The organism is Thermoleptolyngbya sp. M55_K2018_002, from assembly GCF_015295965.1.
Taxonomy (GTDB): Bacteria; Cyanobacteriota; Cyanobacteriia; order Elainellales; family Elainellaceae; genus Thermoleptolyngbya; species Thermoleptolyngbya sichuanensis.
In genome coordinates, this window is the sequence record NZ_DVEA01000127.1 from 1 (window position 1) to 13,954 (window position 13,954).

The 13,954-nt window shown below is 56.7% G+C and carries 8 protein-coding genes and 3 pseudogenes; 4 read left to right on the top strand and 7 right to left on the bottom strand.

Translation table 11 applies throughout. From position 1 onward, the window contains the following. Positions 1-107: pseudogene (locus tag IGS51_RS06175) on the top strand (GDP-L-fucose synthase); the annotation flags it as partial. A 191-nt stretch (positions 108-298) separates the two neighbouring features. Further along, on the top strand, positions 299-1,144 hold the full coding sequence (locus IGS51_RS06180) for a hypothetical protein (RefSeq protein ID WP_297077206.1): 846 nt from the start codon (positions 299-301) through the stop codon (positions 1,142-1,144). Between the two features lie 107 nt (positions 1,145-1,251). Here the strand turns inward: IGS51_RS06180 and IGS51_RS06185 are convergent, their stop codons facing one another. Continuing rightward, a complete protein-coding gene (locus IGS51_RS06185) occupies positions 1,252-2,073 on the bottom strand; it encodes a tetratricopeptide repeat protein (RefSeq protein WP_297077208.1) in 822 nt (273 codons plus the stop codon). Positions 2,074-2,146: 73 nt separating this feature from the next. Here IGS51_RS06185 and IGS51_RS06190 point away from each other — a divergent pair, with 73 nt between their 5' ends. Together IGS51_RS06190 and IGS51_RS06195 are read left to right on the top strand one after the other, a co-directional pair. Continuing rightward, positions 2,147-2,875, top strand: coding sequence for an SDR family oxidoreductase (locus tag IGS51_RS06190; RefSeq protein WP_297077210.1), 729 nt, complete (start codon positions 2,147-2,149; stop codon positions 2,873-2,875). A gap of 934 nt (positions 2,876-3,809) precedes the next feature. Next, positions 3,810-5,732, top strand: a complete 1,923-nt coding sequence (locus IGS51_RS06195) for a TolC family protein (protein ID WP_297077213.1) — start codon at positions 3,810-3,812, stop codon at positions 5,730-5,732. Positions 5,733-5,757: 25 nt separating this feature from the next. Here IGS51_RS06195 and IGS51_RS22300 read toward each other — a convergent pair. The 6 genes and pseudogenes from IGS51_RS22300 to IGS51_RS06230 all read right to left on the bottom strand — a co-directional run. Next, positions 5,758-7,477: pseudogene (locus IGS51_RS22300) on the bottom strand (peptide ABC transporter substrate-binding protein). Between the two features lie 85 nt (positions 7,478-7,562). After that, positions 7,563-9,137 carry a B12-binding domain-containing radical SAM protein gene (locus IGS51_RS06210; RefSeq protein ID WP_297077219.1) on the bottom strand — a complete coding sequence of 525 codons (1,575 nt, stop codon included), beginning with the start codon at positions 9,135-9,137 and terminating at the stop codon, positions 7,563-7,565. 253 nt (positions 9,138-9,390) lie between these two features. Next, the gene (locus tag IGS51_RS06215) at positions 9,391-10,176 is read right to left on the bottom strand and encodes a nitrate ABC transporter ATP-binding protein (RefSeq protein ID WP_367279278.1); all 786 of its coding nucleotides are present in this window, start codon (positions 10,174-10,176) and stop codon (positions 9,391-9,393) included. 304 nt (positions 10,177-10,480) lie between these two features. Continuing rightward, on the bottom strand, positions 10,481-12,484 hold the full coding sequence (locus IGS51_RS06220) for a nitrate ABC transporter ATP-binding protein (protein ID WP_297077222.1): 2,004 nt from the start codon (positions 12,482-12,484) through the stop codon (positions 10,481-10,483). A gap of 141 nt (positions 12,485-12,625) precedes the next feature. Further along, positions 12,626-13,405 (bottom strand): nitrate ABC transporter permease, encoded by a 780-nt coding sequence (gene ntrB / locus IGS51_RS06225; RefSeq protein WP_297077224.1) that lies wholly within the window; start codon positions 13,403-13,405, stop codon positions 12,626-12,628. A gap of 295 nt (positions 13,406-13,700) precedes the next feature. Continuing rightward, positions 13,701-13,954, bottom strand: a pseudogene (locus tag IGS51_RS06230) (bicarbonate-binding protein); the annotation flags it as partial.

The following is a 13,954-nucleotide window of genomic DNA, read 5'->3' on the forward strand; positions in this document are numbered from 1 at the left end:
GTCTCGATACGCAGCGGGCGAAGGATAGGTTTGGCTTTACCGCGGAGGTGGAGTTCCGCCAAGGCTTGAAAAATACGATCGAGTGGTATCGGCAGCACGCGGCGTAGGCAGCGAACTGTAAGGTCAGCCACCGACACCCCTCTGCGTAAAGACCAGGAACCAAGGGGCGATCGCCCTCTGAAATCTCCCGTAATTTCACAGAACCGTTGATTCGGCTCGCTCGGCTAGGGTCTGAACTGGAAGCTCATAGTGGGTGCGTCTGCCCATCCCACTCCTTCCAATCAGTCACCCCAACTTTATGCCAACCGATCATCAGCACGTCCCCAAGCACGCTGTCCATTGCTCTAGTGTGGCGATCGCCCCTTGTCCGTCGTCTGAGAATCGTTTCCCGCAGTCTTTTCCGCTTGCCCCATTTACCCGCTGTGCTGCCCGCGTTGCCAGTCTGACCGTCGGACTGTTGCCCCTGTGGCTGGCGATCGCCCTGCCTGCCCAGGCCACCGTCTCGGCCTCTGTGGGGGAGTCCGTCGAGTTTTCCTGCCAGGACTCAGAATCCGTTGTGCGGCAAAAGGGCGGCCCCGTGGTCACGATCGGGCGATCGCGCATCTACATTGGCTATCGCCAGGTGTCTGCCAACAACAAAAACCCGATCGCTGTCCGGTTTAACCGTGGGCAGCGGGCCTGGTGCCGCGCAGATTACGAAATCACAGCCGACGATGGCGAAGGCTATGGGCTGGTGTGGGACGGCAGCAGTGCCCTCTATGCCGTGTTCAGCGCCACCGGAACCCAGGGCACCCCCAACCAAGACTATCGCCGCTTTACCAGCCAGGGCTGGCTGACCAGCTACGGCAGCGGCGGCGGCCCCAAAGTCGCAGTGTTGGCGCGGCTCAACCCCACCAACGGCGCACCCACCGCCGGGACGTTTCTGACCGCCCAACTCAGCAGCGGGCGCAGCAACTCGCTAGAAGTCACCGGCCTTTCCTGGACAGGTTCGCGGCTCGTCGTCACCGCCAACTCGTGGTTTTCGCCCCGCCGTGCCAATCGCCAGCCCATGAGTTGCAGCGGTTCGTCGCCCTTCTTCTATCGAGTCGTATTTTCGGGAGATCTGCGCCAGGTCTTTCGCGCCCAGAGCGATCGCTGCTCGTAGGGCTTCCGGCTCAGGTTGTGTGCGTCGCCCATGACCTGAACCGTTTCTCAATACGTCGTTTCTCAATACGCCATTTCTCAATACGTCGTTTCTCAATACGTCGTTTCTTAATACATCGTTTGCATCAACTGTTTGCGATAGCTGCGGGTCAGCGGGTGGTCGTCGCCCAGCAGGTCAAACAGCACGATCATCGCCTTGCGGGCCCCGTCCTGCCGAAACTTGCGATCGCCCGCCACGATCTCCAGAAAGCCTGCAAACGCCGCTTCGTAATTGCCTTCCAGGGCGTGCTGCTCTGCTTGCCGATATTTCGTCTCCAGTTCGCCCGGTTCCGCAGGACTGGCCAAGTCTCGATGAAACGCGATCAGCCCGCGCACCGCCTGCGCCCGCCGAAACAGGTCTTTGTCCCGCTCAGGAATCGGCGACAGCAGCTTCTCTGCCGACTCGATTTGTCCCTGGCTGACCAAAAATTCTGCCGCCTCCAGCATCAGCCGTGCATCGGTTGGGTAAGCCTGAATCAGGTCTGCGAACCGTTGCTTCACCTGGTTTACATCGCCCGCAGCCCGCGCCGCCCGAATCTCTGCCAGCCCTTGCTCCAGCATCGAGTGCAAATTCAGCTTGCCCAATAGCTCGCGCAACTGCGGTTCTGGCAGCACGCCGACAAAGCCATTCTGCATTGCGCCATCCACCACAATCCGCACGTCCGGCACGCCTTCTACACCGTAGGCATTAGCCAGGTCAGGATTTTGGTCAATATCCACCTTTGCCAGCACGAAATCGTACTCTTGCGACAGCTTTTCTAGCATCGGCTTGAGCAACTGGCAGGGGCCACACCAGGTGGCGAAAAAGTCCACCAGCACTGGTTTTTCGTAGGATTTTTGCGTCACTTCTTGCGCGAAGTTGGCTGCCGTAATGTCAACAGAAGTGCCCATAAGCAAGCGGTTGAGAGAATGGTAGGGTGTTGAAAATGCATCTTCTCGCCCTATCATGCCTGAGAATGGAGCCATGACCGAGCAACCTTATGTTTTTTTAGCAGGTGCTAGCCGGGGTGTGGGGTTCGAGCTGGCGCGTTGGCTGCTGCAGCGGGGCATTCCTACCCAGGCGCTGCTGCGGCTGCCGACCAATACGGATGGAACCCCCTCGCCCGCGCAGGCAGAGTTGGAGTCTCTGGGTGCGGCGATCGCCATTGGGGATGCGCTGGATGCCGAGGCGGTCAACCGTGCTATGCAGGGGCCACCCTTCAACGCGCCACCGTGGGCAGTAGTCAGCACCATTGGCGGCATCGGGCCAGACGGGCGGCGGGCCGATTTTTTGGGCAACAAGGTGCTGATCGACGCGGCCGTGCAGGCGGGAGTGCAGAAATTTGTGTTGGTGTCGTCCATTGGTGCGGGCAAAAGCGCGATCGCCCTGCCGCCGCAAGTGCTGCAAACCTTGGGGCCAGTCTTGGCAGAAAAAGAGCAGGCAGAGGAATACCTGATGGCCAGCGGGCTGACCTATACGGTTGTGCGTCCTGGCGGGCTAAAGTCGGAACCCGCCACGGGTAACGCAGTGCTAACGCCGGATGTGGCGATCGCTGGCAGTATCCACCGGGCTGATGTGGCCGATTTGGTGGGGCGCTGTTTGTTTTCCGAACGGGTCAACGGCTACATCCTATCGGCAGTCGATCGAGGTCTGCTCTACGGCAAGACCCCGTTTGAAGTCGTGCCTCTGGAGGATGTGAATTTCTGCTCTTGATCCCTGCGCCAAGATATTCCGCCGACTTGTTTTGCTGAATCTGTTAGGACTTACGCAGTTGGAGGATTTTTCGGTGGTCAGCCCGCGAGAAATTGTCCAAAACCCAGAAAGATTATCGCAAGTGCGCGTAAGAGGATGTTTGAAAAGTCCTACTGTTTGTAGCAAAGCGTGCAAGATCCCCCTAAATCCCCCTTAAAAAGGGGGACTTTAAGGCGGTTTCCTCCCTTTTTAAGGGGGGCTAGGGGAGATCTCTGAGTGCTTAACATTACAGGCGACACCTTTTCAAACACCCTCTAAGTCCTGTCTGTTTTAGAAAGGTGTTTTGCAATTTACATGCGGAAAATCGCATATTAATCAAGCCCCATTGGAATGAATCTGAAGAACTGATTAATTTAGATTGGAGTTCATTGGACGGGCGAGTGAAAAGATTTTTTGCAGACTGTGCCTATGGGACTGCTTTCAAGACCTAAAAACGGGCGGCAAGGCTCAAGTTTTGGTTGATTGGATGGTCGCATAACGGGGCGATTTGCAAAGGCTTCGCTCAGGAGGATTCGCGGTTTTGTCGATTTCACAGATTTTCGGTAATCTATCTGGAAGGATCTCCGCAAAACTTGCAAAACTATTTACCTGGGTCGGGGTTGCAGATTATCCTGCATAAGGTTGCGCCTGTTTCTTATGGATTCGGCCCCTTGCTAACCAGTGTGTGACCTGTGGTGAATTACTGCACGGCGATACTTGAGATTCAGTTTGGGATTCTCTGTTTTGAGGGTGTATTTCAAATAGGCAAAAAAGGGAGAAATTAAGGACTTTGGGTGATGCAGAAAAAGTCCGAACCGTTCAAAATCTTGGTTTGAAGCTTGGTTTGAAGATAGTTCCTGCTTTGGTTTAGGCTGTTTCCCACTTGCGAGAAGTTATGCGATCGCTCTCAATTTTTTTGTCTGCTACCGTTAGCGTTACCGCCGTCCTGCTCTCTGCCGAAGCCATCCGCGCCGAGGCCAACATTCCCGCCCCGGCATCCCTGGAACCCGCGCCAGAACCTGCACCTGATGGAGGGGAAGCGTCCCAATCCCAATCCCCCTCGATTCGACCCGCATTGGCGCGACGCAGGCAGCAGGCAGATCGAGCCGCCGATTGGGCAACCCTGGCGGCACTGGGAGGGGTTCGGCGAGACGCTGCGGGAGAGAGAGACGCAGGTGACCCAGACGGCACAACGGCGATCGCCCAGTCCGCTGAACCCGAAAAGGCGATCGCCCTCCTAGCTGCTGGTGGTCAACGCAATGGCGATCGCCCCTCACCCGCAGCAACCCCATCTGAAACGTCCCTCCAAGTCGCCCAGACCGAGCCAGTTCCCTTTCCTCCCGCGACCGATTCTGCACCAGCACCCGTCCCATCCGCTGCGCCTGCTGAGACTCCAGCGGCTCCAGCAGACTCGGAAATTGAGGCGCGGCCGCTCCAGCCCATCACCAGCACCTTTGCCGATGGCTTTCCAGAAAACCTAGAACCCCATCCCAATCCTTTGCTGTTTCCAACCCGCCCCGAAGAAGTCCGCACCAGCGAACCGCAGCCGATTACGCTCCAGCAGGCCATCGAGCTGGCCCGACGCAACAACCGCCAGCTTCAGATTGCAGAACTGGAGCTAGAGCAAGCCCGCGCCCAACTTCGAGAAGCCCGCGCTGCCAACCTGCCCACTGCCCAAATCGGAGCCGACCTGACGTTTACAGAAAATACCGATCGCCCTCAGCCTTCTATCTTCAACCCCAATCCCCCGCAAGAATCAGACATTACGACCAGTTTGGGAGGAAACCTCCGAGTTGACTATGACCTGTTTACCTCTGGGCAGCGATCAGCCACGATTCGCGCGGCTGAAGGTCAGGTGCGATTGCGAGAGCTAGAGGTGGAGCGTCTGTCTGAGCAACTGCGGCTGGATGTCAGCAACGACTTTTACGATGTGCAAGAGGCCGATGAGAACGTCCGGATTGCTCAGGATACGGTACGACAGGCGGAGCAAAGTTTGCGGGACGCACTGGCACTAGAACAGGCTGGCGTAGGCACTCGGTTTGATGTCTTGCAGGCGCAGGTCGAGTTGGCCAATGCCCAGCAAGAACTGGTGCAAGCGCTGAGTGAGCAGCAGACCAATCGACGGCGACTGGTACGCCGACTTGATCTGTCCCAGACGGTGAATCTGGTGGCGGCTGATGCGGTGACTCCGGCAGAGGATTGGACGCTCTCGCTGGAAGAAAGCATCGTGTTGGCCTATAAAAACCGGGCAGAACTGGAGCAACAGTTGGTGCAGCGAGATGTGGCCCGCCAGCAGCGACGGGCAGCTTTGGCCGCTTTGGGGCCTCAGGTAGCGCTATTTGGTCAGTATCAGTTTGAAAATCCTACCAACGACCAAAATCCAGACTTTAGAGATATTTACCAGTTTGGCATCCGGGCTTCGATGACGCTGTTTGACGGGGGGCGTGCCAGAGCGCAGGCGCGTCAGCAGGAACTAAATATGGCGATCGCCGAAGCATCTTTTGCAGACAACCGCGATGCTATTCGGTTGGAAGTGGAGCAATCTTACTACTCGCTCCAGGCCAACAGAACCAACATCAGCACTGCCGAAGCGGGTGTGGAACAGGCGCGAGAATCGCTGCGGCTGGCGCGTCTCCGGTTCCAGGCAGGCGTGGGCACCCAAACTGAAGTGCTGCAAGCCCAAACCGACCTGACGCGAGCAGAGGTCAACTTGGTGCGGGCGGTGCTGGGCTACAACCGCTCTCTGGTGACGCTCCAGCGGGCCATCAGCAACCTGCCAGACGGCTTCCTGGCAGAAGATCCCCTGGGACGGGGCGATCGCATTCGGAATACCCGGTGATTGCTTCGCAATACCCAGTGATCGCCTATTTCCGTCGCCACTCGGCAATATTCCAGGTGTTCAAATCCCACGGAGTCAGGTTTACTCCTGCGAGGCGATCGCCCACTCCCGCCGTTTCTGCGCGATGCACCAGGGGAATAACGGCGATATCGGTCACCAGCAAATCGTTCATCTGAATAAAGATTTGCCGCCGTGCTTCGGGGTCGAGTTCACTGGCCACCTGCTGCCACAGGGCATCGTAGGCGGAGTTGCAGTAGCGCGAAACGTTGTCTTTGGACCAATTGTTGGCTTTTTGGGCGATTTCGCTGCAAAGGTAGGTTTTCATGTAGGAGCCGGGGTCGGGGTTGGTGTTGCCCGTGGTGTACATTTGCAGGTCAGCGTAAAAGTGGCCGGTATTGTCGGGGTTGGTGGGGCTGCTGTCGAAGAAAATGCTGGCATCAATGCTTTTTAGCTCCACCCGAAAGCCGATGGATTCCCACGCCTGCTTCAGGATTTCCTGGGTCTTTTGGCGCAGCGGATTGACCGAAGTCTGGAAGACAAGCTGGAGGGGTATGCCGTCTTTGTCGCGGATGCCGTCGCCGTTGCTGTCTGTCCAGCCTGCATCCTCTAAGGACTGCTGGGCGGCGGCCAGGTCAAACTGATAGGTGGTGTTGGGAGAACTGAAGGATTCTGGAGCCACCAGAAAATTGGCCGTGGGCTTGCCGGTACGGCCATAAAGCTGGGTGGCGATCGCCCCTCGATCGATGGCCAGGCTGAGCGCCCGCCGCACTGCGGGGTCCGTGAGAAATGGGTGGGGACGGCTGACGTGCGATCGCTCTCCGTCCACTTCTGTATTCGGGTCAGAAAAGTTAATCAAAATTCGCTCCATCAGCGAGCCAAAGTTGGCCACCACTTCGCCCCGCCCCGCCCCGGCCAGTTGCTCCAAGATCGGCGCTTCCACTTGCAGGTTATAGGCAAAGTCCACATCGCCCGTTTGCAGCACCGCCCTTCAGTTCAACGCGAGAAAACCCCAGCGAGTCTGCCCCGCGATAGTTGGGGTTTGGCTCATAAATCACAACATCACCGGGTTTGAACTCCACCACGCGATAGGGGCCTGTGCCCACAGGCATCAGGTTGGCCGGAGCCTCCCGCGACTGTGCGCCCAGATACTCGGCAAACGAATGCTGGGGCAGCACCATCCCCTCTGTGCCTACAAACACATTGCTCCAGGCAGGATTCGGCTCCTTGAAGGTGATTTTGACCGTCGTCTCGTCCAGCGCCTCCACGGACTCGATGATTTCGTAGGTCGCCGCCGAAATCGCCGCCACCTCTGGATTGGTCACAAACTGATGCGTAAACACCACATCCGCCGCTGAAAATGGCTCCCCGTCTGACCATTTCAGCCCCGGCTTCAGCTTCCAGGTGACGGAGCGACCGTCTGCCGCTACGCCGCCGTTTTCCAGCGTAGGCACGTCTGCCGCCAAGATCGGGATCAGATTCCCCCCAGCATCGTAGCTGGCCAGCGGCTCCAGGGTAATGCGGCTGGCTTCCGAGTCCTTGAAGCCGTTAGACAGATGCGGATTCAAGATCGTCGGCGCTTGCCAGTAGAGCAGCTTGAGGACGCTAGCCGAGGCATCCGCCGCTGGGCTGGCCGTTGGGCGTTGGGAGTCGGGTGGCGAGGAGTCGCAGGCGATCGCCAGCATCAGGCACAGCAGGGCGCTGCAAACAAACGGCAACAGGCGGCGCTGCCAGCGGTTTAGAAACATGGAGCGGGGGATGGGAAATCGAAGTTTCTACTAGGGAAGCACGGTTTCTGGAGCGGTGTGGTTAAGGCGAATACGCTCCAGGCGCTCAGGCAGAGGCAGGCAGCGCGGTTTGCTTTAGCTCGGTCGGTGAATAGGTCGCCAGTTGCGCTTCGATTTCATCGCGGACGATCGCCCGATAGTCTAGAAAATGCTCTAGGTGGGCGCAGTTAATCAAGTAATGGTCATATACACGGGGGTTGTGGCGCAGGATGGAGAAGAGTTGCCGCCAAAACTGCCAGCGGGTGCTGCGCTTGATGCCCTGCCGCCAGAAGAGGATGAACATGGCGCGGATCTCAATCGGCGTGAGCATGGTCGGTTTTTTCTTGCGGTTGGGGCTGGGGCGCATTTCGATGAAATGGCGATAGACCCGCGCTAGGTAGCGATGCGGGTCATACAGTTCCCAAAAGCAGCGGATGTATTCCTGCGCGATGTCTTCGATGGGGCGCGTGGGCACAAAGTTAATCAGCGTGGTCTGGTGAATGCTGGCGGTTTCGTCAGGGTTGATCAGCCGCCCTTCTTTTTCGAGTCGCTGAGACAGCGCTGTGTTGGGCAGGGCTTGCAACATGCTGAATAGCGCCTGGGGGATGGCGGTGGCTTCGACGAAATTAATGATGCGATCGCCCGCCCCCGGTTTTTCCCCATCAAACCCAATGATGAAGCCCGCCATCACCCGCAGCCCAGAGCGGTTGATCGTCTTCACCGCGTCGATCAGCGGATTGCGGGTGTTTTGAAACTTTTGCGTCAGCGAGAGGCTGTCGGTATCCGGCGTTTCGATGCCCAAAAACACCGCATTGAAATTCGCAGCAATCATTAGATCCAGCAACTCCTGATCCTGCGCCAGGTCCACCGATGCCTCGGTGACAAAGCTAAAGGGATAGTCTCGCTCCTGCATCCAGGGCACTAGCTCTTTGAGCAGCAGTTTCACATTGCGCTTGTTGCCGATAAAGTTGTCGTCCACAATGAAAATCGATCGCCGCCAGCCCTGGTCATACAGCGCTTGCAGTTCTGCCAGGAGTTGAGCAGGCGTTTTGGTGCGCGGCTTGCGGCCATACAGCACGATGATGTCGCAGAATTCGCACTGGTAGGGGCATCCGCGCGAAAACTGAATCGACATCTCGCTGTAGTCATCCAGATTTAGCAGGTCAAAGCGCGGAATCGGTGTAGTCGTAACATCGGGCTTTTCACCGTTTGCGCGAAAAATGCCAGACGACTCACCTCGCTCCAGCGCCTCCACAAACATGGGCAGCGTGATCTCCCCTTCGTCTAGCACTAGGTAATCTGCGCCCGCTTCCAGCGCAGGTTCGGGAACCGAGGTGACGTAGGGCCCCCCCACGGCCACAGGCTTGCCGCGCCGTTTAGCCTCCCGGACTCGATCCAGCAGGTCATCTTTTTGCACGATCATCCCGGAAATAATCACCAGATCCGCCCAATCCCAATCTGCCTCCGTTTCGGGGCCCGCGTTGCGATCGACCAGGCGAAATTCCCAGGTTTGGGGCAAAATCGCCGCCACGGTGATCAGGCTCAGCGGCGGCAGCGATACCTTGCGGCCAATCAGTTCCAGCGCTTTGTCGTAGGACCAAAAAGACTTGGGAAAGAGCGGATAGAGCAATAAAGCACGCATAGCGTTCGGCTTAGGGTGACAGTGCTAGCAGACAGGGAAACCTCAGTTTCCGAAGCTTCCGAGAAGCTTCCGACCGGAGATGGGTCGAAAACCTAGTCGCAGCATACCCCACCTTCTAAATAGGGGACAACCGCAGCCGAAGCAGACTGACTGGAGACTGCCATTGCGTGAGCGGTTGAACGCTCTATCTTGCCTCTATGCCCGCTCCTTCTCGCTGGCTTCTACATAGGCGAGCTTCTACACGAGCTGGCTTCTACACATCATCGTGGGCGAAGCGATTGTAGAGGAAATCCAGCGCGTAGTTCCGCAGTTTGTAGTATTCGGGATCTTCCATAATCAGCTCCCGATTTCTAGGACGCGCAAAAGGAATCGTGAGGATTTCGCCGATATTCGCAGCCGGGCCGTTGGTCATCATTACCAGGCGATCGGCTAGAAACAGCGCCTCGTCAATGTCGTGGGTGATCATCAGCACAGTGCAGCGATGCTCATTCCAAATGGTCAGCAGTTCCTCCTGCAATTCCTCCTTGGTGATGGCATCCAGTGCGCCAAAGGGTTCATCCAGAATCAGCACTTCGGGGCGTGTGGCCAGGGCGCGGGCGATCGCCACTCGCTGCTTCATCCCTCCAGAAAGCTGGGGCGGTTTCTTATCCATCGCGTCGGACAGCCCCACCAGCGCCAGATGATCGCGGGCGATCGCCCGTTTCTGGGCTTCCGGCTTCTCAGGATAAACAGCATCCACCGCCAGATAAACATTTTCAAACGCCGTCAGCCAGGGCAGCAGGGAATAGTTCTGAAACACCACCATCCGATCCGGCCCTGGTTTCACAATGGGCACACCCTTCAGCAACACGCTACCTGTCGTTGGCGTGCTAAATCCTGACACCATGTTGAGCAGAGTCGATTTTCCGCAGCCCGAATGCCCAATGACACAGATAAACTCACCAGCATGAATCGATAGATTCACATCTTCGAGAACAGTGTAGGGCCCATTGGGCGTAGGGTAGACCTTGCTAATGTTTTCAAGGGATAGGAGCGGCATATCTCTAGCGATGGAATGAATTTTGGAAAGCGGTGAAGCACTAGTGATGACTTGCATAGGAAGATTGGGAGGAATACGGGAAGGACAAGCCGGGAACTGGTTCGGCAATTACCTTAACTAGGAAAGATTTAGGAGAATCGGTTTCCTAACTTCTAAGCAGCGCTCTAAAACTTTCTAGGTCGTCGATTGCCTTGAGTCGATCCCCCTAAATCCCCCTTCATGAAGGGGGACTTCCGGAGTGGTTCGGCTCGGTTTCCCCCTTCTAAGGGGGGCTAGGGGGGATCGAAGGGCTTTAACACCTGCCCTAAGCCGCAACAAGGGGACGCGAGTCGATTGCGACTTCGGCAACGCTAAAGTCGCGCTTGATCTCCAGACTGTTCAGATAAGCAATCGGATCTTCGGCATCAAACGTTGCGCCATCGAACAGGGTGATTGGCCCGCGATGATACTTGATGTCCAGAATGCCCAGTTCTCTCGCGGCAGTGCTGAACACACTCACACGACAGACGCGCTCCAGAATTTCCATCCAGTTGCGAGGGAAGGGAATCTCGCCCCAGCGGGCCATTTGCGTCATCATCCACAGATGCTCCGTCCGGCTGGGACGATTCACACCGTCGCCAAAAAACAGATGATGGGCATACTCGCGCATGGGCCGATCCAGGTTGCACACGAATGTATTGGGGTCGCCCAGATGGATGTAATCGATATTCGTGCTGATGTATTCTCGCCGGGCCAAGAGCGATCGCACGTCTGGTTCGTTTTCTGGGTCGGCGCAATACCGACAGGCTTCCAAAAGTGCTTTCGCCAACGCGATGTGCGTGTTCGGATGGGTATTTGCCCAGTCTTCGCGCACGCCCAGCACCTTGCCGGGATGTCCCTGCCAAATTTCCAGGTCGGTTGCAACGGTGAAGCCCGCATCCTCCATTGCTGCCCGCAGGTTCCAGGGTTCGCCGACGCAGTAGCCGTCGATCGTTCCGGCTTTCAAATCCGCAATCATCTGCGCCGGTGGAATTGTCTTCAGCGACACATCCCGGTCGGGATCGATGCCACCGGATGCCAGCCAGTAGCGCAAAAGTAAGTTATGCATCGACGACGGATGCACCATGCCCAAAGTATGCTGCTGCTCGGTCGATTCCAGCAGCATCCGCTTGAAGTCTGTGGCAGTATACACGCCCTGTTCGTAGAACTTTTTGGCAAGGGTGACGGCGTTGCCGTTGCGGGTCATCGTTAGCGACGACACAATCGGCAAAGGCGTGTCCTGATGTCCGCCGACCGTCAGCCAGACGGGCATCCCTGCGGGCATTTGGGCCGCATCCAGATAACCGCCCGCGATACCGTCTACAATGCCGCGCCAGCTACTTTCGCGCACCAGCGATACTTCGTCCAGTCCGTGCTTGGCAAAGAATCCTTTTTCCTTGGCCACTACCAGCGGCGCACAGGCCGTCAGCGGCACAAAGCCAAGCTCCAGGTTGACCTTTTCTAAGCCATGACGGGCGATCGCCGTCGTTTTCTTAGCCCGCAGTTTCTTAATCCGCTTCTGCTGATTCAGGAAGTAGATAATTTCCGAGCGCAGGCTGTAGTAGCTGGGATGATTCACGACTTCCATACGGCGACGCGGGCGGGGAATATCCACCTCCAGGATGCCGCCAATTTTCGAGGCAGGGCCGTTGGTCAACATGACGATGCGATCGCTCAACAATACCGCCTCGTCCACGTCGTGCGTCACCATCACCGCCGTCACCTGGTTTGCCTCGCAGATCTTCATCAACTGCTCTTGCAGATTGCCGCGAGTCAGCGCATCCAGCGCCCCAAAGGGTTCATCCAGCAGCAACAGCTTAGGACGGATGGCCAGGGCACGGGCGATCGCCACTCGCTGCTTCATCCCGCCCGAAAGCTGCGCTGGAGGCTTGTCAGCCGCGTGCTGCAACCCCACCAGATTGATGTGCTGCTCAACAATCTCCCGCCGCTCTGCCTTAGGCAGATCCGTCAAAACCTCATCCACCGCCAGCGCAATGTTTTCGCGCACGGTCAGCCACGGCAACAGCGAATAGTTTTGAAACACCACCATGCGATCGGGGCCAGGACGCGATACCTTCTGCCCCTCCAGCGTCACCACACCATCCGTCGGCAAATCCAGCCCCGCAATCATATTCAACAGCGTGGACTTGCCACAGCCAGAGTGACCAATCAGCGAAACAAACTCACCTTTTTTGATCTCCAGATCAATGCCCTTCAGCGCGACATACTGCCCGCCGCCGGAGAGCGAAAAAACCTTTTCGACCTGATCAACCGCAACAAAGAGAGACATAGGACGTTGTGAGAAATGGGTATTGGAGTATTTGGAAACTGAGGCAACTGCGCTTCAGAATATTGGCGGGTAAGGACGCGGATAGGATTACGCCATCTCGCCTTCTCGCAAGCGAGAACCCGAACCTCGGCATCCCAACCCTTAGGCATTCGGCACAATCTTGCGCTGAATGAAGGCCATCAGGCGATCGAGCGCCAGACCAACCGCGCCGATATAGATCACCGCCACGATAATTTCAGTCACGTAGTTCTGCTGATACGCATCCCAAATAAAGAAGCCAATTCCCGCCACACCCGACATCACAATCTCCGCCGCAATAATCGCCAGCCAGGCCAGACCGATGGCAATCCGCAGCCCAGTGAAGATATAGGGCAGCGCCGAAGGCAGCAACACCTTAAAGAAATACTTTTGCTTGGAAATTTGCAGCACGCGGGCCACGTTTTTGTAGTCTTGAGGAATTTCCCGCACGCCGACTGCGGTGTTGATCAAAATCGGCCAGATCGCCGTAATGAAAATCACGAACAGCGCCGCCGGTTCGTTTTGCCGCAGCGCAGCCAGTGCAATGGGAACCCAGGCCAGCGGCGCAACCATTCGCAAAAACTGGAACAGAGGATCGAGTGATTTATCAATCACTTTGTTGCTGCCCACAATGATGCCCAGCGTAATTCCGACAATCGCCGCTGCGATGTATCCCCTTGCCACACGACCCAAGCTAATCATCGTCTGCCGAAACAAGCCCTGATCCAGGTCGCTGTTGTAATAAAACGGATGCGTAATCAGATAACGGCTGCGATCATCCGTAATCACTTGCAGCGGCCCCGGCAGCGCAATCAGTCCAGCGCTGGAGAGAACCTGCCAAATGATTAGAAACGCCAAAATACCCAGAATAGGTAAGATAAAGTTCGACGCAGAACCTTTCATAAAAGACTGCATGGTTCTTTGCCAGCCCGTAGCACGAGAACGAGAATGAATACCAACTGCCATAAAACCTCCCGAATGAAACGCTAGATTGACGGAATTAGATGGACGGAAATAGCCCAGATCTGCCGTTGATCAAAGCCAGCGAAAATACATAGTTAGAATGCTTAAGCAAAGATAGGCGTGAACATAGGAGAAACAGGGCGACTTGAATCAGGGGTCAGGGCTGCGTTGTTCGCTCTTCGCTCTTCGCTTTTCGTTCTTCCAATCTCCCACCCTAACCCCCAACTCCTAACCCCTAAGCAGCCTTGATCTTGAGGCTCTTGAGATAAGCTTCAGGATTCTCCGGATCGAATTTCACGCCGTCAAAGAAGGTTTCTACGCCCCGGCTGGTTCCACTGGGCACGTCCGCAGTAAATCCGGCTTCCTGAGCCGCTTCACGCCACAGGTCTTCCCGGTTCACCTCGTCGATGATGCGCTTAGCCACATCCAGATCCGTCAGCGTGTTCTTATGGAAGCCCCAGCGCAGGGATTCCGTCAGGAACCACAGAT